Annotated in this window: 26 protein-coding genes and 1 riboswitch; of the genes, 9 read left to right on the top strand and 17 right to left on the bottom strand. The window is 45.9% G+C overall.

Going from position 1 to position 21,843, the window contains the following annotated elements:
* Nucleotides 1-68: 68 nt before the first annotated feature.
* Complete coding sequence (locus AC5WJX_RS01285; protein WP_494483021.1) at nt 69-1,073, top strand: alpha/beta fold hydrolase; 1,005 nt, start codon at nt 69-71, stop codon at nt 1,071-1,073.
* Here the strand turns inward: AC5WJX_RS01285 and AC5WJX_RS01280 are convergent.
* Both AC5WJX_RS01280 and AC5WJX_RS01275 read right to left on the bottom strand, forming a co-directional pair.
* On the bottom strand, nt 1,050-1,670 hold the full coding sequence (locus AC5WJX_RS01280; RefSeq protein ID WP_494483020.1) for a TetR/AcrR family transcriptional regulator: 621 nt from the start codon (nt 1,668-1,670) through the stop codon (nt 1,050-1,052). The two genes, AC5WJX_RS01285 and AC5WJX_RS01280, sit on opposite strands and share 24 nt — an antisense overlap.
* Nucleotides 1,671-1,765: 95 nt before the next feature.
* Nucleotides 1,766-2,047, bottom strand: coding sequence for a hypothetical protein (locus AC5WJX_RS01275; RefSeq protein ID WP_494483019.1), 282 nt, complete (start codon nt 2,045-2,047; stop codon nt 1,766-1,768).
* A 254-nt stretch (nt 2,048-2,301) separates the two neighbouring features.
* Here AC5WJX_RS01275 and AC5WJX_RS01270 point away from each other — a divergent pair, with 254 nt between their 5' ends.
* The 4 genes from AC5WJX_RS01270 to AC5WJX_RS01255 all read left to right on the top strand — a co-directional run bounded on the left by AC5WJX_RS01270 (nt 2,302) and on the right by AC5WJX_RS01255 (nt 5,367).
* Nucleotides 2,302-3,210 (top strand): SDR family oxidoreductase, encoded by a 909-nt coding sequence (locus tag AC5WJX_RS01270; RefSeq protein WP_494483018.1) that lies wholly within the window; start codon nt 2,302-2,304, stop codon nt 3,208-3,210.
* Nucleotides 3,198-3,545 (top strand): sugar nucleotide-binding protein, encoded by a 348-nt coding sequence (locus tag AC5WJX_RS01265; protein WP_494483017.1) that lies wholly within the window; start codon nt 3,198-3,200, stop codon nt 3,543-3,545. Before AC5WJX_RS01270 ends, AC5WJX_RS01265 begins: the two co-directional genes overlap by 13 nt.
* A gap of 80 nt (nt 3,546-3,625) precedes the next feature.
* Nucleotides 3,626-4,282, top strand: coding sequence for an NAD(P)H-binding protein (locus AC5WJX_RS01260; RefSeq protein ID WP_494483016.1), 657 nt, complete (start codon nt 3,626-3,628; stop codon nt 4,280-4,282).
* A gap of 47 nt (nt 4,283-4,329) precedes the next feature.
* Nucleotides 4,330-5,367, top strand: coding sequence for an MBL fold metallo-hydrolase (locus tag AC5WJX_RS01255; protein ID WP_494483015.1), 1,038 nt, complete (start codon nt 4,330-4,332; stop codon nt 5,365-5,367).
* Nucleotides 5,368-5,385: 18 nt separating this feature from the next.
* On the opposite strand, the gene AC5WJX_RS01250 is transcribed toward AC5WJX_RS01255, so the two are convergent.
* The 6 genes from AC5WJX_RS01250 to AC5WJX_RS01225 all read right to left on the bottom strand — a co-directional run bounded on the left by AC5WJX_RS01250 (nt 5,386) and on the right by AC5WJX_RS01225 (nt 9,378).
* Nucleotides 5,386-5,772 carry an acyl-CoA thioesterase gene (locus AC5WJX_RS01250; protein WP_440429903.1) on the bottom strand — a complete coding sequence of 129 codons (387 nt, stop codon included), beginning with the start codon at nt 5,770-5,772 and terminating at the stop codon, nt 5,386-5,388.
* Nucleotides 5,773-5,832: 60 nt separating this feature from the next.
* The gene (locus AC5WJX_RS01245) at nt 5,833-6,036 is read right to left on the bottom strand and encodes a hypothetical protein (RefSeq protein ID WP_494483014.1); all 204 of its coding nucleotides are present in this window, start codon (nt 6,034-6,036) and stop codon (nt 5,833-5,835) included.
* 64 nt (nt 6,037-6,100) lie between these two features.
* On the bottom strand, nt 6,101-7,084 hold the full coding sequence (locus AC5WJX_RS01240) for a glycosyltransferase family 2 protein (RefSeq protein ID WP_494483013.1): 984 nt from the start codon (nt 7,082-7,084) through the stop codon (nt 6,101-6,103).
* The gene (locus tag AC5WJX_RS01235; RefSeq protein WP_440429908.1) at nt 7,075-7,662 is read right to left on the bottom strand and encodes a DUF1989 domain-containing protein; all 588 of its coding nucleotides are present in this window, start codon (nt 7,660-7,662) and stop codon (nt 7,075-7,077) included. The genes AC5WJX_RS01240 and AC5WJX_RS01235 overlap by 10 nt, the downstream gene beginning before the upstream one ends.
* Nucleotides 7,663-7,682: 20 nt before the next feature.
* The gene (gntA, locus tag AC5WJX_RS01230) at nt 7,683-8,441 is read right to left on the bottom strand and encodes a guanitoxin biosynthesis heme-dependent pre-guanitoxin N-hydroxylase GntA (RefSeq protein WP_494483012.1); all 759 of its coding nucleotides are present in this window, start codon (nt 8,439-8,441) and stop codon (nt 7,683-7,685) included.
* Nucleotides 8,442-8,523: 82 nt separating this feature from the next.
* Nucleotides 8,524-9,378 carry an ATP-grasp fold amidoligase family protein gene (locus AC5WJX_RS01225; RefSeq protein ID WP_494483011.1) on the bottom strand — a complete coding sequence of 285 codons (855 nt, stop codon included), beginning with the start codon at nt 9,376-9,378 and terminating at the stop codon, nt 8,524-8,526.
* A gap of 311 nt (nt 9,379-9,689) precedes the next feature.
* Between AC5WJX_RS01225 and AC5WJX_RS01220 the strand changes: the two genes are divergently transcribed.
* Nucleotides 9,690-10,307, top strand: coding sequence for a hypothetical protein (locus AC5WJX_RS01220; RefSeq protein WP_494483010.1), 618 nt, complete (start codon nt 9,690-9,692; stop codon nt 10,305-10,307).
* Nucleotides 10,308-10,359: 52 nt separating this feature from the next.
* On the opposite strand, the gene thiD is transcribed toward AC5WJX_RS01220, so the two are convergent.
* The 7 genes from thiD to AC5WJX_RS01185 all read right to left on the bottom strand — a co-directional run bounded on the left by thiD (nt 10,360) and on the right by AC5WJX_RS01185 (nt 15,852).
* A complete protein-coding gene (thiD, locus tag AC5WJX_RS01215) occupies nt 10,360-11,214 on the bottom strand; it encodes a bifunctional hydroxymethylpyrimidine kinase/phosphomethylpyrimidine kinase (protein ID WP_494483009.1) in 855 nt (284 codons plus the stop codon).
* Complete coding sequence (gene thiH, locus AC5WJX_RS01210) at nt 11,211-12,326, bottom strand: 2-iminoacetate synthase ThiH (protein WP_494483008.1); 1,116 nt, start codon at nt 12,324-12,326, stop codon at nt 11,211-11,213. The genes thiD and thiH overlap by 4 nt, the downstream gene beginning before the upstream one ends.
* Entirely contained in the window at nt 12,319-13,086 is a 768-nt protein-coding gene (locus AC5WJX_RS01205; protein ID WP_494483095.1) for a thiazole synthase, read from the bottom strand. Before AC5WJX_RS01205 ends, thiH begins: the two co-directional genes overlap by 8 nt.
* Before the next feature lie 2 nt (nt 13,087-13,088).
* On the bottom strand, nt 13,089-13,736 hold the full coding sequence (locus AC5WJX_RS01200; protein WP_494483007.1) for a thiamine phosphate synthase: 648 nt from the start codon (nt 13,734-13,736) through the stop codon (nt 13,089-13,091).
* Entirely contained in the window at nt 13,729-14,349 is a 621-nt protein-coding gene (locus AC5WJX_RS01195) for a thiamine phosphate synthase (protein WP_494483006.1), read from the bottom strand. Before AC5WJX_RS01195 ends, AC5WJX_RS01200 begins: the two co-directional genes overlap by 8 nt.
* Before the next feature lie 13 nt (nt 14,350-14,362).
* Complete coding sequence (gene thiS / locus AC5WJX_RS01190) at nt 14,363-14,566, bottom strand: sulfur carrier protein ThiS (protein ID WP_494483005.1); 204 nt, start codon at nt 14,564-14,566, stop codon at nt 14,363-14,365.
* Nucleotides 14,567-14,626: 60 nt separating this feature from the next.
* Nucleotides 14,627-14,718: riboswitch (TPP riboswitch) on the bottom strand.
* Between the two features lie 51 nt (nt 14,719-14,769).
* Nucleotides 14,770-15,852: an FUSC family protein gene (locus AC5WJX_RS01185; protein ID WP_494483004.1), complete on the bottom strand. Its 1,083-nt coding sequence runs from the start codon at nt 15,850-15,852 to the stop codon at nt 14,770-14,772.
* A 122-nt stretch (nt 15,853-15,974) separates the two neighbouring features.
* On the opposite strand from AC5WJX_RS01185, the gene AC5WJX_RS01180 reads away from it, so the two are divergent.
* A complete protein-coding gene (locus AC5WJX_RS01180) occupies nt 15,975-18,281 on the top strand; it encodes a glycoside hydrolase family 95 protein (RefSeq protein ID WP_494483003.1) in 2,307 nt (768 codons plus the stop codon).
* A gap of 5 nt (nt 18,282-18,286) precedes the next feature.
* On the opposite strand, the gene AC5WJX_RS01175 is transcribed toward AC5WJX_RS01180, so the two are convergent.
* Complete coding sequence (locus tag AC5WJX_RS01175; RefSeq protein WP_494483002.1) at nt 18,287-19,021, bottom strand: LytR/AlgR family response regulator transcription factor; 735 nt, start codon at nt 19,019-19,021, stop codon at nt 18,287-18,289.
* A 22-nt stretch (nt 19,022-19,043) separates the two neighbouring features.
* Nucleotides 19,044-20,057 carry a sensor histidine kinase gene (locus tag AC5WJX_RS01170; protein ID WP_440429925.1) on the bottom strand — a complete coding sequence of 338 codons (1,014 nt, stop codon included), beginning with the start codon at nt 20,055-20,057 and terminating at the stop codon, nt 19,044-19,046.
* Between the two features lie 209 nt (nt 20,058-20,266).
* Between AC5WJX_RS01170 and AC5WJX_RS01165 the strand changes: the two genes are divergently transcribed.
* The gene (locus tag AC5WJX_RS01165) at nt 20,267-21,349 is read left to right on the top strand and encodes a DUF5694 domain-containing protein (RefSeq protein ID WP_494483001.1); all 1,083 of its coding nucleotides are present in this window, start codon (nt 20,267-20,269) and stop codon (nt 21,347-21,349) included.
* Between the two features lie 90 nt (nt 21,350-21,439).
* Nucleotides 21,440-21,838 carry a PH domain-containing protein gene (locus AC5WJX_RS01160; protein ID WP_494483000.1) on the top strand — a complete coding sequence of 133 codons (399 nt, stop codon included), beginning with the start codon at nt 21,440-21,442 and terminating at the stop codon, nt 21,836-21,838.
* The last annotated feature ends 5 nt before the right edge of the window (nt 21,839-21,843 follow it).

The following is a 21,843-nucleotide window of genomic DNA, read 5'->3' as shown; positions in this document are numbered from 1 at the left end:
TCACTAAGGTAGGAAAGAGTTTGGCACGACTTTATTGCATTATCAAATTTTGGAATTATTTATCTGGTATGACGGCAAAGAATCAATGGAAGTTACTGGCACTAGGCTTGTTTATGGCATTTGGAAGATACCCAATCTCCTGGTTATTATCTTCGCACCGCAAAGTTAGAAAACCTGGGATACTGCCCTCGCGAAGCCGCGGACACCTAAGCTGCAGCAGTGGTAATATCTACTACGTCGAACTGGATGGTCCTCAGGATGCCCAGGCCATCGTCTTTCTGCATGGCCTGAATGCCAGTGGACTGCAGTGGTACTATCAACGAGCTTACTTCAGAACCAAATACAAACTGGTGTTTATCGACACCCCTGGGCATGGAAAATCACCCTTGGGAAAATCATTAGCGACAGAAGTACTTGCCAATGATCTCGCAGAGATGATGGAGATGCTTGGCATCAAAAATCCGGTAGTTTACGGCCACAGCATGGGTGGAATGGTAACGATGAAATATGCCGGTGGTCCAGGCAGGGCCAATGTAAAAGGCATTATCTTACAACATTCTGGCTACAGCCATCCTTTCAAAACCACTAAATTCCCGAAAACACTACTTTCGATAGAACATCCGTTCTTGCGACCCTACCTGGCTTTCGCGAAGCGACACCCGGTGCTCTTCCGTTTAATCAGCATGCTTAACTACTTAAACGGATTGAGCCTGCTGTCTTACCGTTACCTCTTATTTTCAGGGGAGCAGACAGCCTCACAACTCCGCTTTATGACCCGGATTGCCGCCATAAATCCGCCGGAAGGCATAGCTGATGCATTTCTTGGTATTCTGGATTTTGATGCTACCGCTGAACTCGAGAAAATTAACGTGCCTGCACTGATTATCAGCGCAGATCATGATCCGATCCTGGTTCCAGCCGCGGGCAGCTACCTCGCCAAGGCAATCAAACTTGGTACACATCAACAGGTAGATAGTGGCCACCTTAGCTTAATGGAACACGCTGTAGAACTGAACGTGATGGTCAACAATTTTCTGGAGTCTCCGGCGTTACTTGATCATCGCGGTGATTAACTTCCGCATATGCTTTTTAGCGCGTTCCTTTAGTAGCGCTTCAAACTTCTCATCTGGCAACTTCTTCAAGTCATTTACCTCACGGTAATATGCTTGGTTAAATACAATGTGGTTGATTGTACCAGTGAAGGTGCTGGTGATTAAAGAGACATCAATATCGGGGTTGAATTCGCCGGCGGCGGCGCCAGCTTCAAATACGGATTTCAGCAGATCGTGGTTCCGGTGCCGCAAATTATTGAAGTGTTGGATCAAAGAAGCCTGAGCGTCACTCGCCTGAAGCTGATATAACAATTTATAGAAATTCTTTTGTTCAAAGACCTTGTCTATATAGAAGTCGGTGAGCGCTAAGATGTGTTCCAGGTTACTGGAACTTTTAGCCTGCAGCTGGGGAAGCAGTTCATCCAGATTTGTCGTCCGGTAGTCGAGAATAGCCTTCACCAGCTTCTCTTTTGATCCGAAGTAGTAAGATATCATTGCGGAATTTACGGATGCTAGTTTTGCTATATCTCGTATCGAAGTTTCTGCATATCCATTCTCAGAGAATAGCTTTTCTGCATGCTCCAACAAATGAATTTTCTTGGCATTTAGTTCCATCATTATAAATTAACCCAATTTGGTTCACCTAACCCGCGCAAAATATCAAATAATTTTGGAAACCTGCCAATCCCTGGGCAACTGTACTGATATAAAATCTATTGCATAGTACTTGCAGAAGAATTCTGCAAGATCGCTGCACCCAACCGGTCCAGATCTTCCTGAGTCATGTTCACTTTAGCTGTACCCTCCGTACGCCAATTTTGTTCGCCATTTCTACTCAGCACAAAATCAAAGTCGTGACTATCCACAGGTACTTCATCAGCGTCAAAAAACTCAACCAGGTTCAGTGTACACCCAAAACGGCCAGCCTCCAACGGTTCTACGGTCACGTAAGTACGCACACCGCTCATCATAAATTGTGTTCTAAATGGTTCCATGTCTTAATAAGCTGGTCCGGCACTTGTTTGTTTCAGCAAATTCAACAACATGGGTAAAACTACGTTTATGTTCCTGTGTATACCCGAAAAACCAGTAATCATTGTCCACCGATATCTGAAGTGTTCTTTTCTACTGAAAAATGCCGCTATGCTTGTTTTTTGACCAGTGCTGTAACCATTTTACAAAAAACACGCGCTTGCAATTAGAATAGAGACTATGGAACTGAACAAGAAAGACAAACTCGAACTATGGGGTGGCATCGAATGCACCATCAACCGTGTACACGACAGCTATTTTGCTGCCGCTGGCGATTACCGAATGTCATCTTTACAGCCCCCGGGAGGATCAGATGCGCTGGTTCTATGATATGTGGCTGACACTGAACCAGCTCAGGGATGATGGTGTCGACATCAGGGCACTTACGGCATGGGCACTGTTTGGCTTGCATGGTTGGAACCGGCTTTGTACCGAGCCCTGGGGTGAATATGAACCCGGCGTTTTTAGCCTCAGCGCTGGTGAACCCCGCCCTACTGCAATGGCGCGACTTATTCAGGAACTTAGCAAACAAGGAAGCTTCGAGCATCCGGTACTTACCGGTGAAGGTTGGTGGAAACGCGACCATCATAAAATACCCGTCGGCAAAAGAATCATGAGCCTTCCTAAACCGACCAAAGAAGCACAATGCTGTAGGCCACTGGTCATCATCGGCAAAAACGGCACCCTGGGCAATGCCGTTCGTGAGATTGCCGAAGAAAGAAACATTCACCATGTGGTATTAAGCAGGTCAGAGCTGGATATCGCAGATCCATCAAAAGTAGAACAGATGATCGATCAGCTCAACCCATGGGCAATCATCAATGCTGCCGGATACGCGAACATCGACACGGCCGAATCGGAAGTAAAAGACTGCCTGAAGTCCAACTTCAAAGGCCCGGTAATCCTCGCTAATCTTTGTGCTCAGCGGCATATCAGGTTCCTAACCTTCTCTTCGGATCAGGTATTTGATGGAAAAAAGTCGACACCCTATGTGGAAAGCGATCGCCCGGCACCACTAAGCAGCTATGGAAAAAGCAAGGTTAAAGCAGAAAAGAAAATTCAGGAACTAAACCCACACGCTTTAATCATCCGTACGAGTAGCTTTTTTGGGCCATGGGACGAATAAAACTTGATGTCTTCATCTCAGCCACCTACCTGCCGGATCTAATTCAGGAGTCGTTGAACATGTTACTGGATCATGAGCGTGGCATTTTCCACCTGACCAATGTGGGCGTAATTACCTGGGCTGGCCTGGCGGAGAAAGTAGCAGCGGTCGCCGAGCTCGATGGTAGCTTTATTGAATCCATTCCTTTGAAGGAGATGGGTCTGACGGCAGTACGACCGCGGTATAGCGCTTTGATTAGTGAAAAAGGTGTACGCATGCCATCGCTCGATGACGCGCTACAACGTTGTATCGAACGCATGGATAACAGCTATACTTATCAGAGAAGAGCTGGTTAATTGAAAGTCCCTCCCGCCAAACATACCGCGAACGAAACAAAAACGCTTGCTGGTTTGTAATTAGCTGCAAAAGCAAGATTATGAAAACAGCGGTCATCATAGGAGCAACAGGTATGGTCGGTAACAATCTGGTCCAACTATTACTTCATGATGATCGCTTTTCCAGGATCATTGTCTTTGTACGTAGATCGCTGCAAATACAAGACAACAAACTTGAAGAGCATATCATTGATTTCGACAAACCCGAATCCTGGATGCATCTGGTGCAGGGCGACATCCTCTTTTCGGCATTAGGAAGCACCATCAAACAGGCCGGAAGCCAGGACAACCAGTATAAAATCGACTATACTTATCAGTACAGCTTTGCACAGGCCGCTGCAAAAAACCAGATCCCGACACTTGTGCTTGTTTCTGCTGCAGGCGCTAACCCCAAGGCTAGTATCTTCTATTCCAGAATGAAAGGTGAACTGGAGCGTGATGTCAAAACGCTGCCTTTTAAAAGCGTAAACATCATTCGCCCAGGACTGCTGCATGGCACGCGCAAGGAAGAACGTTTTGGAGAAAACATGGCCTACAAAGCCTTGAAGGCCATCAATGCCATCGGACTGTTTAAGCAATACCGACCTATAAGTGGACAAACCGTTGCTGCTGCTTTGCGTAATGCGGGACTACAAGCAAAACCGGGCCTGAACAACTATACCCTGACAGAAGTTTTTGATCTTGCAGATCAAGCCTAAAGCGGAAACTATTAATAACTTAGGGCCATAATTTTCTGCACGATTATATGAAAGAAACGACCAGCGAGATCTCCAAAAAGCTGCGCAAAGAAAGGATACATAGCTCTAAAAACTTCAGGAACGGCAAATTCCAGAACCTGAACCTCACACCCGCATTAACCGAAGGGTACGGCTATTTCAAAGTACTCTATGAATTTTTCTTCAAAACGGTGAATGACAGAAGACCTTTAAGGCCCCTGCCTTCTGTAAAGACCGACTTACTTGAACTTAATCCTGCAGAAGACATTTTGGTCTGGTTCGGGCACTCCTCTTATTTCATGCAAATTGACGGTAAAAAGTTTCTGGTTGATCCGGTATTCAGTGGAAATGCTTCGCCACTAAGAGGAAGCAATACTTCCTTCAACGGCTCTGACAATTACAAGGTTCAGGATCTTCCCTACATCGACTACCTCATCATTACTCATGATCATTATGACCATGCCGACTATCCGACCCTGGTACAGCTTCCCTCAAAAACCGGAATGGTAATCTGCGGTTTAGGTGTTGGTCGATATCTGGAAAAGTGGGGCTTCAAACCTGACTGCATCCTTGAAAAGGACTGGGATGAAGAAGTGGATCTTAGAGATGGATTTAAAGCTTACATCAAACCTGCGCGGCATTTTTCTGGACGAGGCCTCGTCAGGAATAATACTTTATGGATGTCTGTATTGTTAAAAACGCCATCAATGAAAATTTATATCGGCGGTGATAGCGGTTACGATACACACTTCGCTCAGATTGGTAAGCAGTTCGGAGAAGTCGACCTTGCCATCCTCGAAAACGGGCAGTATGATCTAAAATGGAAGTACATTCATATGCTGCCGGATGAGGTGCTGAAAGCTGGAAAAGACCTGAAGGCCAAAAGGATTCTCCCTGTGCACAGCGCGAAATTTGCAATGGCGAATCACGCCTGGAATGAACCACTTAGACGAATCACCACCCTCAATAAAGCCTTGAACCTAACACTTGTCACACCCATGATCGGTGAAAAGGTACTATTGAAAGATCCAGCACAGCAATTTAAACCTTGGTGGGAACCGGAATAGCAGCACTGGGAGTTATCCTTATTTGATCACACTAACAGGCTGCTTAAATTCATCTATAGCGACAAAAGTAAAGTTGCCCTGAATCGCAAGTTCCCGTCCCTCTGAATACATCTGCTCAATATATATTTCTACAGCTACCTTTAGACTTGTATTTCCGATGTGTACCACCCTGCCAATAAGCTCGACAATCGTACCTGCAGGAATCGGCCTTTTGAAATCAATCTTATCGCTGCTAACGGTAACCATAATTTGCCTGCTGAATCTCGTAGCCGTGATAAAAGCAACCTCATCCATCATGTGCATGGCTGTTCCGCCAAATAGGGTATCATAATGGTTGGTGGTGTTGGGAAATACAGCTTTAAAAATTCTGGTCTCCGATCCGTTTATGCGCTCTTCAATTGTCATGCCTCTTGTATGTTATCGGTTTGTACTGGTATTTCCGCAAAAGTAACATTTATGATGCATTTACCAGACAGAAGCTAGGGCAATCTTTGCTTTCGGCCTGCTTTTCTCTATGATAATATCCTTTTGCATCCTGTTGATCACGAGCTGATGATCGCATACCGGGCAATTAAAAATGTAGGCATTGAACCTGAAGTTGAGGCTTTTCAACTCATTTGGTCCCGGGACATCAATAAGTCCCTCGTGTTTACGACAAATAATTTTCATGCTTAAAATTACCAGTGCAAAATGAAGTTAATTTAAGCAGAACATTAATTGTTGGTGATCTTATCTATACACTTGCTGTATTTACGATACGGCTTGCGTTAAGTTTAGATCGTAACTTCCAGATCGGATTAGCAGCAATACTGATGATCCTGTTGTTGTACCTTACACCGCCATATCGAAGCTTAGCAAACATCGCCAACCATGTGCATAATCCCCGCTCCAGTAACCAGCATGGAGCATATAAAGCGCAAGCGGCGGGAAAATATTTCGCCCCACCGTGCATGCGCCGGCCTGCCTCCGCTACGGGAACAGACAAGGCGAGCAAACCTACAGGCATCAGCGGTGATACGAAAGCAGATGTTATTAAAGCCGGGATCAGTGTAAAAAAGAATGTTAACTTCAAAGGCTGCGCGTAATCGTCATATGCCTGCCTAACGCGCTGCGACCAGAAGTGCTTGTCTGATGGCGGCAGGCGCTCAATATAGAGGTCCGGTTTGTATAGTACTTTGCCGTAGCCAGCTTTAACGGTCCGCATCAACTCCAGATTTTCAAAAAGTACGTTCCCGTCATAACCGCCAAGCTGATTGATGAAGTCCCTTTGCACTGCAAGTGTACCAGGATAATCGTGGTGTAAGGCCCGGTTCAACAGCGTACGTGCAGTATCCCACTGTGCATGCCAGGGGCGCGGCGAGAAGTAGTTCTGCGGCACAACCAGCTGTACATCTTCTAGCAATGCAGCCACCAGGCGAAGCTGCTCTGGCGTATACCGTACGTCATCATCGGCAATAATTACCTTTTCATGTTGTGCTACACGCAGCCCCGTCATTACGCCATTTACCTTTCCATTAACGAACTGGAAATCCGGAGCAGGTGGAATATGTTTTCCGTAGCTTCCCCAGGCTTCTTTGTGCAGCAGGAAATTCGCAGGATTCGAACCGTCCACCACAATCAGTTCCACCTGATCTGCTATGCTTTCCAGGTATTCTGTAAGTTCGTGGGTATCCTGCCCTGCATCCCACTTAATTGGTAAAATGTAACTTAGGCGCATCTTATAATTTCGTATTGGATGGGTTTAAACGACCAGTTATTAGATTGTTCCGCTGAACAAGCCGTAAGGCCCACGATCAGGTCCATCTTCGCCTCAAACAAGAGATAATCACCCGCTTTGCTTTGCGGCGGATCAACGGACAAGGTACCGTCAGCACTAAACTGCACATTCATGAAAATGTTAAAAGCGGTGGGTATGTCGTCCGGTTCAATGCCGTAGGCTGCAAGATTAGTATACAAGTTCTCGAAACAACTCGGATGATATTCAGGATTGTCATACAGGATCTGAAAGGTTTCCGGACTGCAAGGTGCCAGTAAGAAATCATTCCTGCCGTTCGTGTCATCCAGTATCTCCATCATTTTCTGACTGCGATTGCTCCAAAGGTGGTGCCCCTTAGTGATCAGAATGGTATTTTCGAAGTCTAGGGTCTTTCCTGAAGATATTTTCTCCCGCTTATCCCTTGCATTAAAAAGGACCATGTCACTAACCTGTTCACCTTGGGGATCAATAACTTTAAGTCGATCGCCTGCATTGAGCTTGAAAGCCGCTCCTGTTTGTTTTTGTATGGTTTCTATCATATATATTGGTTACGCTGCTACTACTTATGTGGATTTGAACTCAGATCAAGATCCGAAAGATCCATGCTACGACTTAGGAACGGACACTTCCAGCTTTCATCAACTTCCCTACCGCTATATTGCGGCGCTTCAAGTCCTTGACCATGGTCCTTAAGCATGGGGTTAATACCGCCGTCATAGTTCTTCTCCCGTGTGCGGATGGTATTTTTCATCTTTTCGTAAACACCAGATTCACGAAGTGCCTCGAATTGTTTATGCAGGTTGAAAGCCATGGCAGTGAAGCCAAATCGCCTTGCACGACGGCTTGCCTGAGGATGTAAGCCTACGACGAAAAAGGCATATCCGTTGAAGCTGAAGCTGAAGTTTTTATCTGCCGGATCGCTGCTGACGGATGGGTCCCAGTCTGCATCGGTATCGGCATCATGCAACTTCTGCAGCTGCTGCCAGAGCTTTTTTTCAAACTCCAGCTCTGAATCCACCTTGTCCTCAAACACGGCAATCATGGACATATAGTTGCAGTCTTTGCCCAGCGAGTCTTCAATGTACAATTTCAGATCGTTCGCAAGCGCTTGGGTACTGTCTTCAGCAGCCATACCGCCGTAAATACCTAAACGGTATTGTTTGGTGTTAAAAGCAGCTTTAGCACCTACACAAGGGTATTCTGTAGTATCAACTTTTCTGATGAACTCCTGGTTTACTTTCCATGCCCTGGAATGCACATCCTCCGAAATCTGATCGGGTAGAAAGTAGGTCTCACTTTGTTTGATCTGAATATCCATATTGCTTCAAATGTTTAACTGGCTTATTCCTAATGATTAAGAAATAGAAGAACAGCCTTCCTTTTGGTTTTGTTTAGCCGTTTTATACTAGACCTGCACAGTATTTATCCCAATAGCTAAGCAATAAACGCTGTCCAAATTTGCTGTAACCCTCACCCATTCCGGGCGTTGGCGTGAATTCTCCAAATACGGCGCCCTTGGTAGTTGCGTAAAAATCGATGCGGCAAAAGATTTTGTAAGCCCTGCTTAAAACCTTTACCTGCTGTACCATTTCTTCCAGACATTCGGGTCTGGGTTTCGGCGCTACAAGGGTATAACCCGGATGAACAGCTTCCATAGGGTTCCAGTGTTCATCGTAAAAACTTCCGAAGCCCGCCTTTGGCCCTAGCCTGTTGATCAGTTGACAGCTTGCAATCTCCCCATTGAAACAAAAGAACTTATAGTCGTTGAGAACTTTGTATTTACCTGGTTCTTCCTGCAGGAATTCCTCAATCAGAAATTCAAGTCTGGGGCTTTCTGCTAACTTCGACGCCAACAACCTACGTATGTCCTCATCTTCATAGCACTGGTTATCAAACAGATTGCACCCCTTATCCATGATAAAAACATTACCAGAAGAATGCCCGATGGTGGGACGGATCACGTATTGTTCCGGGAATTGACTGAAATCTATTGTTTCTACGTCTCGTCCATTCCAATAGAGATCAGCAACCTTACAGCCCAATTTCAATGCGAACTGCTTCGCGTTATATTTGTTGCTGAGTTTACGCTGCCAATATTCTTCCCTTTGCCAACGCTCCATGGAGTCCTCGGCATCCATAATCGTATTTCTGACATCTTCCGCATTTTTAGGGCTCCAGAAAGCACGATGCCGGTGCTTGATCCGCTTACTAATTTCATCCTGCTGTTTGAAAACCCTTCTTATTGTTCCTAACATTGAACTAACCATTCCGAGTGCATAATTTATGTAGTGCTCTGATTTGAGCACGGGCTAAAAACAGGGAGCTTTGATGTTGGTTTCACAAAACCGCAAATCAGGTATAGAATACCTAAAAGAGGCTAAAATACAGCACACTGAAGATCAGAAATCCTTCACCTTCACGTATTCCGCAACGCATTATAGGTTTACTCACAACGGCTTACACGCTTTGTAGCTGGATAAGTACCCAAAAATTCAAAACAGGAAACCTCTGGCCCTCCAAATTGTAGTTATGGCAATCACCTATTAAAAACTTAAATTGAAATCTTATGAAAAGAGTAATTTTTTCGACCGCAATAATTGCACTAGCAATGAACTATGCAGTTGCACAGACGGGAACAACAGGGACTAGCGGAACAGGTACTGGTACAACAGGTACAGGTACTGGAACTACCGGAACTACCGGAACAGGGACTGGAACAATTGGTACTGGAACAGGAACAACTGGTACAGGGACTGGTACAATCGGAACTGGAACAGGAACTGGTACAATTGGTACAGGAACTGGAACTACTGGCACCGGAACTGGAACAATTGGCACAGGCACCGGAACGACAGGTACTGGAACATCTAGCGGTACGATAGGTACAGGTACCGGAACCACAGGTACTGGAACTGGTACAATCGGAACTGGAACAGGAACTACTGGTACAGGTACAGGTACTACCGGAACCACTGGTACAACCACACCTCCAACTGAAAGAAAAGGAAAAGTAAAACCTGGTAAAACTACAGGTACTACTGGCACCGGTACCATGGGCACTACCGGAACTACTGGCACAACCGGTACAACTGGCGGAACTACAGGTTCAGGTACAACCGGTGGAACAACTGGATCGGGTACAACTGGTGGAACTACCGGAACCGGAACCATCCCTCCTATGTAATACCCAACATCAAATTAGATAATCAGGGGTACGGCTTTGTCGTACCCCTTTTTTATGCCCTAACTATGACCAGCTTAGCTTGGCGCCTTGGCTCAAAAAAATGGTTTAGCGGACCGGAGCCTTCACCGGTATGGACGTCCTTACCTTGTTCAAGCGCTAAACTCAGGTAGTTTTTTGCTTTTTCAATGGCTGGGATCATGGAGTCGCCGAGTGCGAGTTGTGCGGCAATCGCAGCGGAAAGCGTACAACCTGTTCCATGCGTATTGCGGGTTTCGATGTAGGGCGCTTCAAATACAGATCTTATCCCTTTTGAAGTAACATATACGTCCTGAATCACTGGACCAGTAAGATGACCACCTTTCAAAAGCACTGCCTTGCATCCCATCCCAACAAGGAGTTCTGCAGCTTCAAGCATCTCTGCTAAGGAAGATATGGGTATACCACACAGCAAGGCCGCTTCATCCAGGTTAGGTGTAAGTAAATCTGCGGAAACAATCAATCCAGCTTTCAAGGCCGCGATCGTTTCATCTAAGATCAACTTGTGCCCGCTGGTCGAAACCATGACCGGATCGAAGATCACCGGTACACCGGTATAATTCTTTAGGGTCTCGTTGATTATGTTTGCCAGTTCTGGCGTGTGTACCATACCGACCTTCACCGCCGCAGGTTTAATGTCGTCCATGACCGCTCGAATCTGGGCCGCTACAATTTCTGGTGGAATGCTGTGAATGCCATGCACACCCAAGGTGTTCTGAACCGTCACCGCTGTGATCGCGGAAGTACCATAGCAGCCCAGCGCAGCAAAGCTCTTCAAGTCGGCTTGAATACCTGCGCCACCACCACTATCCGAACCTGCAATAGTCAGCACACTAGGATATCTGTATCTTAATTCCCTGTCTGCCGTCATGACATCAAACAATTATCCCAGTCCTTCCATACCGGTTCATACCCTTGGGCCCGGATCATGGTCGCAATTTCCTGAGGACTGCGTTCATCGGAGATTTCAAACTGCTCCAATGATTGCGGGTCAACCACATAGCCGCCGGGATTCGTCTTCGAGCCTGCACTCATTGAAGTGATTCCAAGTTTAAGCACATTGTTCCGGAAGTGTTCTGATTCCCTGGTGGAGATAGAAAGCTCAAGTTCCTCATTAAAAAGGCGATATGCACAAATAAGCTGCACCAGTTCCGTATCACTCATCTCTACCTTAGGCTCCAGCCCGCCACTAAAGGGTCTCAGCCTTGGAAAGGAAATGCTGTACTTACTCTGCCAGTATCTCTTTTCCAGGTAATTCAAGTGCAGAGCTGTAAAGAAAGAATCTGTGCGCCAGTCTTCCAGCCCAATCAAAACACCTAAGCCGATCTTATGTATACCTGCGGAACCGATCCTGTCGGGTGTTTCCAGTCGATAGTTAAAGTTCGACTTTTTCCCTTTGGGGTGATGTTTTTTATAATCTTCCTTATGATACGTCTCCTGATAGACCAGCACCGTATTTAAACCGAATGGTTTTAAGGTCTCATAATCCTGCTGATCTAAGGGCTGCACTTCCATGGCGATATGTGCAAAATGCGGCCGGATGAGCTGCAGCACACTTTGAAAATAAGCAACATCAACTTTCAGATGGTGTTCACCGGTAACCAGCAGCACATGGTCATACCCCATCTCTTTGATACGTGCAACTTCTTGCATGATTTCAATAGCGTTGAGGGTTTTTCGCTTGACCTTATTGTCATAGCTGAAGCCGCAATAAGTGCAGATATTATTACACTCATTGGAAAGGTATAGTGGCACATACATCTGAATAACCTTGCCGAAGCGCTTCAAGGTTAAGTCACGGCTTTGTTGTGCCATTTGTTCCAGAAAGGGCGCAGCTGCTGGTGAGATCAGCGCCATAAAATCCTCCAGTGTACGTTTCTTTGCCTGCAATGCAGCCTGCACGTCCACAACAGTCTTGCTATAAATGCTGGCTTTTACCTCAGCCCAGCTATAGCGTTCAAATAGGTCGACAAAACTATTCATCCAGAAAAGAAGTTAAGGGGCTGCTGGCAACCGCGTGTGTAACTAAAGGTGCAAGCCGCGCTTCATAGGCCATCCTTCCGGCTTCAACAGCCAGCTTGAAGGCTACGGCCATCTGCATGGGATTTGCGGAAACGGCAATAGCGGTATTTACCAACACCGCATCTGCACCGATTTCCATGGCTTTCGCAGCATCAGAAGGTGCACCAATGCCGGCATCAACCACCACAGGCACATTGCTTTGGTCGATAATGATCTCCAGGAAATCAATAGTTCGCAAACCCTTGTTGCTGCCGATGGGCGAGCCAAGGGGCATCACCGCAGCGCTGCCCACTTCTTCCAAACGCTTACACAACACCGGGTCCGCATGGATGTAAGGAAGTACGACAAACCCTAATTTCACCAGTTCTGCCGTGGCTTTGAGCGTTTCGACCGCGTCGGGCATCAGGTATTTCGGATCAGGGTGTATCTCCAGCTTGATCCAGTTTGTTTCAAGTGCTTCACGAGCCAGCTCCGCGGCGAATACCGCTTCCCGCGCATTACGAACGCCAGAGGTATTTGGTAACAAGTTTATATGTGGAGCATTCAGCCGCAGCATCAAATCATCCTGATCGGCATTGTTCAAGTTCACGCGCTTGAGCGCAACGGTAACCAGCTCTGAACCGGAAGCAATTAACGCTTCCTCCATAATGGCGGCATCATTAAACTTGCCCGTTCCGCTGAACAATCTTGAACCAAAGGTTTTATCTGCAATTTTTAACATCATTATCGATTTAAAGGATTCAAGTTTTGGTTTAATGCCTGCCTAAGCGAGGAAACTACAACTTCTGGCATATCGGAGCATGTTATCGCCGCCGATATGGCCACGCCGTACAAGCCAACTTCCAGGAGTGCGGGAATGTCCCCGGCAATCAAGCCACCAATAGCGATTACGGGAATATCAATTGCTGACTCTTGCAACTGCTTCATTATCGTTGTGTATCCAGGCATTCCCAATATGGGGCTGAGGTTCTTCTTGGTTGAGGTAAAGCGGAATGGGCCGAGTCCAACATAGTCTGCGCCTTCACTTACCCGCTGTACCACATGCTCAAAGGTGTTTGCCGTACCGCCGATAATCATTTCCGGACCAACAATACCCCGGGCAGCAACGATCGGCATGTCCGACAAACCAAGATGTAAACCATAGGCAGCTACCGCCAGTGCAACATCCGGATGATCGTTAACAATCAGCTTAGCACCATTTGCATCACAGAGCGCTTTGGCTGCAAAAGCCTGCTCCAGCATAAATGCAGTCTCGCGATCTTTAATTCGCAGCTGTATCCACTTGCAGCCTGCAGCAAGTGCCTTTTTGATGGCTGGCAGGTGATCTCCCACGCCATCAGGTTGAGATATGTAATGTAGTCTATCAATCATGTCTTAAGTTTTGTACCGGGTTTTCTAATTGTTTATGAATACAGTCTTGGATGCGTAAAAAATGCTCCACAGGGGAACCGGGTTTATTCCATATGGCGCCTAAGACGGCAACGCCATCAAAGTTCATCTCCATTGCCAGGGGAATATTGCCGTAATCCACTCCGCCCAATGCAATGATTGCGGGGGTGGCTGCCGATTTTGATAGGCGGAACTCAGGAGAAAGTGTCCCATGGTATCCGAGTTTAGATATGCTGTTAAATACGGGACTAAAAAAGACGTAATCAAAGACAGACAGCGTACACGCATGTTCTAGCTTGTGAATGGAGGTACTCAAACCCGTGCCACGTCGCTTCTGCGCTTCCAGTAGCTCTCCTTGTATCAGGCGTAAAGCTTCGGGATAATGTCTTCTATGCATTGAAAAACCATCGGCAAGCTCGTGCTGCTGATGTAGCACCACTTCAGACCTATAGCCCGGATCAATAGCACTGATCAGCTCAATCAATTTCGCGACGCTTGCATTGGGCTTACGCAGGTGAAAACGTTTCATCCCCGCAGCAAAAAGTTCATTGATCACCCTCGCCTCGTCCTGCAGGAATTCAGGACTCGATATCACGATCAGCTCCATATCAGCCGCCTTGGGTTGCCTTGATAATCATGACCTTGTCGCCCTGGACCAGCTTGCGCCCGGACCATTCGGATCTGGTAATCAGCTGTTGATTAATGGCTACAGCAATACCCTTGGCAGGTAAATTTGGCAACAGGTCCAACAAAGTTGCGATACTGCAGTTTTCCTGGATCTCTAAAGTTTCTTGATTTACGGTTACTTCCATCTTGTATAGCATTATACTTTAGGAATGGTCCCGCAGGAGGAAAGAAAGGCTACACGCATACGTGTTTCCATCACTTTTCCCTTCGGCAGTACGAACTGCATCAGGTTCAAAGGGTATTATCTCAGTCCTATCGGACACCCCTAAAGTTTTATAAATGTATAAATAAAAATTTCTTAAAACAGATCGTAATAAAAAATTGACGATTACCGTCTTCTACGAACAAGCACCTTAGCAATGCGCATATGCCGGTCTGCCTTCGCTTTCAACTGCTGATGGTGTAAGAGCCATCCACCTACCCCGCCAATCAGACTACCAACAGCAATATCTGTGAACCTCGCCGAAATTAACAGATCCGAATCTACAGTAAACAGGCTTCCGATGTCGGCCAGAAAGATCGTAAGCGGCGTAATGAATATACAGGCTAAGGCATAATGGCGCACGATCAGCATCTCAATAATGAATTGCAGGATCAGGATACTTACACATACGGATAACGGCTGCATATCGAACCTCAATAACACCCAGGTAAGCCCAAGCCCTACGACCGTACCCAACATGCGGTGAAAACTTCTTTGCCATACATGAGTCAGACTCACGCCCTGCATGATGGCCAACGACGAGATCGGCACCCAATATGGGTTATGGAAATCGAGCAGGTGTGGCACAAACAAGGAAAGTCCTGTAAATGCACCAATGGTGACCGACTCAGCTATTATAATGGTGTTTTTCTTTCCTGGAATAACCGACTGAAGCTTATCCTTGTATTTAGCGGTCATATACAGGCTGTACAGCAACGCTAGTGCACAGGCAAAAAGAACACCCAGGGCCAACAATCCTGCTTTAACCGGAATGGCCTCCAGGTCAAAGGGCTGGCAACTAGCCATGGCGGCAATCATGATGAAGAAGAAATTTCCCGGAGGGCCAAGCTTGAAGATGTTTGTAATCCAGTTTACAAAAAAGGCAAACACCGCCATCATGAGCGATGACAATACCGGATTGAAGCTGAACACCAAACCAAGTGAATAGCTCAGGATGAAGCCCAGAGAACTGAACAACATGGTACTTCGGCGATGCCGGAAATTTGTCGGCGGTAAATACAGAATGACCAATCCACCAAGACAAGACACGATGCCATATTCAAGATGACCTAACAGATAACCTGCAAGCAAGGGAAGACCGACACACAATGACGCTAACACCGGAACATGCCACAAACGCTCTGTCTTTTTCAGCTGGAAAAGCAGCTTAAGTTCTCGCTTGATGATGTTATTTAGGGTATCGGCCATGCCGCAAAAATACAATTGTTCTCCTAAAAACAGCTATGCTGACCCAATGGCGCCGATTGCTGGCCGCGGAATTGTAAAAATCTGGCACAATTGGTAGATTCGTCTGCTAACCAGATTTAACTATGCAGTTCAAGATCAAGTTCCTATCCACCCTTATTCTTGTTTTTTTCATACATCTGATGATCATCAAACAGCAGATCCTTGCCCAAACGCCCCGCTCAACTGCGGCAAAACCGCAGCTAGTATTATGGGATGATAAAGCAGCGACAGACTGGATGACGCAGGCTTATCCTATTGGCAATGGCAGAATTGGGGGCATGATCTTCGGCGGTGTTCAACAGGAACGTATCCAATTCAATGAGAATACGCTGTGGACAGGCGACGAGTCTGATCGTGGGATGTATCAGGCTTTCGGTGATATGCTCATCGATTTCGGACAGGGCAAGCCCAGTGGCCAGTCCGCTGACCGGGTGGATCACTACAGGCGTAGCCTGGATCTTGAAAATGCGGTACATGAAATTAGCTATACCCAGAACCAGGTTAAGTTCAACCGGACGTATTTCACAAGTTTTCCAGATAAAGTGATGGTCCTGAAGTTTGCTGCAGATCAAAAAGGTGCCTACTCCGCTGTCATTCGACTTAAAGATGAACATGGAAGTAAAGCCTCCATAGCGGGCCAGACCATAAGTTTTGCGGGGCGTCTGAATAATGGAATGAAGTACCAGGCAAGTGCCTTGATACAGGTGGAAGGCGGTAGTGGCAGTATTGTACCGGATCAGCAGGGTGGATCCGCTTTTAAAATCAGTAATGCAGATGGTTTTAGTATCATCTTTACGGCATCTACAGACTTCATCAATAAGCGAGATCAAAATTGGAAAGGCGAAGATCCTGCGGTCCAGAACAGCAGGGTTCTGAATGCAGCTGCAAAAAAGAAATTTCAAGCCCTGATGGCGAATCATCTGAAAGATTATAAACAGCTCTTCGCTCGGGTGAAATTAGACCTGGGCAGTAATCCCGGTCTAAGCCAAAAAACCACTGCTGCCCGTGTACTCAACTATAAGAACACCAAAGACCCGCAGCTGGAGAGCTTACTGTTTCAATATGGCAGATACCTGCTGATTGCATCGTCCAGAGCCGGTGGACTTCCGGCAAACCTTCAAGGGCTATGGAACAATAGCAATACCCCACCTTGGGGAAGCGATTACCACTCCAACATCAACATCCAAATGAATTACTGGCTTGCGGAGCCAACAAACCTTGCCGAATGTCATGTTCCCTATCTGGACTATATCAACAGCATTCGTGAAGTCAAAAAGATGCACACCAAAAAACAGTATCCAGGTGTACGCGGCTGGACCGTACGCACCGAAGGTAATCCCTTTGGTGGAGAAAGCTTCCTTTGGAACACGCCTGGAAGCGCCTGGTTTGCTCAGGCACTATGGGAACATTATGCCTTTAACAAGGATGAAAAGTACCTGCGTGAGTTTGCTTACCCCATTATGAAAGAGGTTGTTGAGTTTTGGGATGATCATTTGAAAAGAAGACCTGACGGCATCCTGGTTGCCCCGCTTGGCTGGTCGCCGGAACATGGCCCAACAGAAGACGGCATCTCTCACGATCATCAAATTATTTGGGACCTGTTTACCAACTACCTGGAAACCGCAGCTATTTTAGAAATTGATCAGGAATATGCCAAACGTGTAAGCGATCTGCGTGAACGTCTGCTGCCACCTAAGATTGGCAGATGGGGGCAGCTACAGGAATGGGAAACCGACCGTGATGACCCAACAGATAAACACAGACATGTGTCACACCTCTTTGCTCTACACCCGGGCAGGCAAATCAACACCACGGAAACACCTGAACTTGCACAGGCTGCAAAGGTTAGCTTACTGGCACGTGGCGATGCTTCAACAGGCTGGTCTATGGCATGGAAAATGAACTTCTGGGCGAGACTTCAGGATGGGGATCATGCATACAAGATCATGCAAAATTTCATTACCCCGGCTGGGGAAAAAGGCTTCAATTATAATGATGGTGGAGGAATCTATTCGAACCTATTCTGCGCACACCCACCTTTTCAGATCGACGGAAACTTCGGGTATACCGCTGGCATTGCCGAGATGCTTGTACAAAGTCAAACTCCAACCATTCAAATTCTACCTGCACTTCCTGTAGCTTGGCCTAAGGGCAATGTAAGTGGCTTAAAAGCCCGGGGTAACTTTGAGATCACCAATCTCAGCTGGAAAAATGGCAAGCTTACATCACTTAGCATCAAGTCACTTTCGGGAGGTTTGTGCCGTATAAGTTCAACAACAGCCTTAAAGAGCAGGATGGAAAACTTGCGTGCAAGAAGTACAGGTAAGCAGATCGAGTACAGCTTCGAAACTAAACCTGGCAAAGAATACCACTTTGTAGCGCTTGAGTAAGCCCTTCAGGACCTCCGCTCCTTGATAGCCTTAAAGAAAGCCTCCTTGAAGGCGTCGCCGATGGGAATCAGCTGGTTGTTTATGAATAAGCTATTGCCGTCGACCGTGCTGATTTTTCCAAATGGAATAATATAGGATTTATGTACCCGGATAAACTCGGTGGGTGGAAGCTGGCCTTCAAAATCCCGTAATGACTGGTAAGTGATCAAACGTTGTGTGCTCGTATAAACGGAGATGTAGTTCTTCAAACCCTCTATATATATGATATCTTTCAGATCAACTTTAATGAATTTGTTTTTGCTGTCCCCTTTTAGAAAAATATAATCGGTTGCGAAAGCAGTTCCGTTAGCATGCTCCGGTTCATTTTTTAATTTCGGTGTATCGCCCTCAAAAAGTTGTTTGGCTTTCATGATACTTCTGTAAAAACGATCATAGGGAATGGGTTTCAAAAGATAGTTTACTACATCATGTTCAAAGCCTTCTAATGCATATTGCTCATATGCCGTCGTTAGGATGACCTTACAGCTACGGCCACATATCTTTAAAAATTGAATTCCATTTAGCTCAGGCATTTGAATGTCCAGGAACACCAAATCCACTTCACCCGATTGCACCAGCTGAATGGCATCGAAAGGATTAGTTGTGGTACTTACAAGCTCCAGGCCGGGCGTTTTCCGGATATATCCCGCAAGGATCTCTGAGGCGTAAGCTTCGTCATCGACGGCAAGGCAGCGTATCATAGGCTAAATTTAAACAACAACATTAACTTAATGCTATGATCAAAGACGACGCATAATAGTTTTCATGTTTTTCAACGTTAAGTTCATGTTGATCAGGATAGATCAAATCAAGGCGTCTTTGAATATTAACCAGGCCGATACCACTCGAATGATCTTTCTGTCCAGGGTTGATCAAATTGGAAACCCTGAATTCAAGATGTTTCCCAATTATCTTTAGAGTGATCTCAACAGGATATTCAGGATTATTTACCACGCCGTGTTTAAATGCGTTTTCCACAAATGGAATAAGCAATAAAGAAGCGATCTTTTGCTCAGCAATGCCTTGTAAGCTGAACCGGACGTAAAAGGCTGGCTCAAAGCGCATCCTGAACAGGGCAATATAGCTCTCCAGGTACTCAATTTCTTTATGCAGCAGAACCATCCCATCAGGACTGTCCTGCAAGGTATAACGCATCAAATCAGAAAGCTTCAACACAGCATCTGCCAGCTTTTCGGAAACGGGAATGGCTAGTGAATAGACGTAGTTGAGCGTATTATAAAGAAAATGGGGGTTGATCTGGGACTTCAAGAATGCGAGTTCCGCTTTTTTCGCCTCCGCCTGCAGCAAGCGCTGATGCTTCTCCGTTTGGAACGCATTCACGACGCCCCAGGCTGCTCCCGCAACCACAATGTAGAAGCTTCCATAATAAACATTGTCCAAAATGTAATGCTGCAAACTGGTGTCGTCCGAGTAATTGTGAATACCGAAGACCGCACGGTAGATCACCTCTTCTAGCAGATAACGACAAGTTACAAATACAAAAAAGGCAACCAGCAAACCGCCGATCAACTGCGGCACTTTTCCTCGCCGCATATACCGGGGATACACCCATAGGTAACAGATATAGAACTGAATCACCTGCACGAGGGATATCGACATGCCGAAAGCGATATCATAAAAGCTGAAATCTTCTTTGAGCAGGTAACTTCCATAACCATAAAGCAGCAGGACTGTCCAGCAAATAATGTGTATGGTTACGATGCTCAATTTCTTCATGATCTAAAACTATTGAAAGATCTCAAGAACTCCGCTTTTCTTATCCGAACATACCCATTTTATATACCAATGCCGCTATTTTGCAGCTTAAGTGCTGAAATCTGGAATATAGCGATTGGGATAATGTTCCAGCCATTTCGGATCATAATATTTTTCAGCCAGCAGACGAAGTTCATTTTTGAGACACAATCAAAATAAAAATGAACAATATGAAAACAAACATCTGCATCTTTTTAACTTTTATCGCCCTGCTTTTTAGTAAAGGCATAGTTGCACAAACGACGGAAATCCTTGTGCTGGGCTCGGACCATGAAAATAAACCGGGTGCGGAAGACTACGACATGGTCGTACGAAAACTGACCAACTTCAAGCCGGATATGGTTTTTGGTGAGTACCTCTCCCCTGCGGACTACGAAGCACTTGAGCCGGGAACCTGGGCATTCCAAGGCATGAAGAAATCGAAAGAGTTCATTGCAAAGACCTACCGACAAACACCAAAAAACCTGAACAAGAAAATCCAGGAAGCCCAAAGCGCATTACAAAAGTTTCCTTACCTGCACAAAGTCAGGATGGATCTTACAGCCTGGTACATCATGCAAAGTGACCGTGGTAATGCCGATTACCAAATCTACCTGATAGAACATGAAATGAAAAAGCACTTTGGTAAATCAGAGATGGCCTACTATACTCAACATTTCGGCAATTTGGACAGTCTGAAGAAGCTGCGCCTTTACCGCCCATTAAGTGAGTACACCAATATCTACTTCCCCTTGCTGTATGGCTTGAAACAGAATCAGATTTATCCGATGGATTGTCAGAAGTACGACCGTCCCTGGTCTGAGGCATGGGCAAAAGCTGATTCCGCGTTCAAAGTGCTTAGAACGAAGGCTAAAGCTGACACCAGTTCAGCAGAGGCGAAAACCTACGCAGCAATTATCAAGTATTCGAACCTGACACCGGAAGACGAAAAGCACATGACCAAATCTCCTTACTACAATATGGCGCATCCCAGATATGCGGAGTTAAATGATGCGTGGAACTTTTATGGCGGTAGCCACTTTTACGGTTGGGCAGGCTTCCCGGATCAGCATGTTAAAGACATGTTTGCTCAATGGACGCTTAGAAATGAAGGGATGTGTGCGAACGTACTTCGTCAGGCCAAAGCCAATCATGCAAAAAGGGTGATCGTTGGCGTCGGTGCAGGGCACAGGAAGCTTATGGAAGATATCCTGGCAAAAGATCCAAACGTAAAGATTGTGAGTTTTCTCGATCTGGCTCCGGCTGCCAATTGAAAAAACATTGATTAGCTCCTATCTTTGCATCAGAGATATTCAGGATATTGAGTTTTAGGTGACAAGTACAAAAATGCATAATAACAGCTTATGAAATTCTATTCACGTAAGGGCTTTTCGATGATGGCCATTAGTAGCTTCTTATTGTTTTTAAGCTTGTTCTGCTTAGTTGATGAGGCTTATATACCCTTTGTGGTAATACTTGCCACCTTGTTTTACTTACTATGGACAATCTTTGATACCCATTACGTGATTTCGGACAATAAGCTGCACTACAAATCCGCGCTGCTTAAGGGTTCGATCGAAATAAGCAGCATTGTTGAAATCAGAAAAAACAAAACAATGTTTGCAGGTTTAAGACCAGCTACTGCAAGCAAGGGAATAATCATAAGATACAATAAGTGGGACGACATCTACATGTCGCCCGCTAATGCCGATGCTTTCGTTCAAGCTCTAATGGCTGCCAATCCGGCAATTAAGGTGCGGTAAAACCA

It is taken from the genome of Pedobacter sp. NEAU-ZC8, assembly GCF_059278965.1.
The sequence above is the reverse complement of the archived record's forward strand: the minus strand, read 5'-3'. Positions and strand labels throughout refer to the sequence as shown.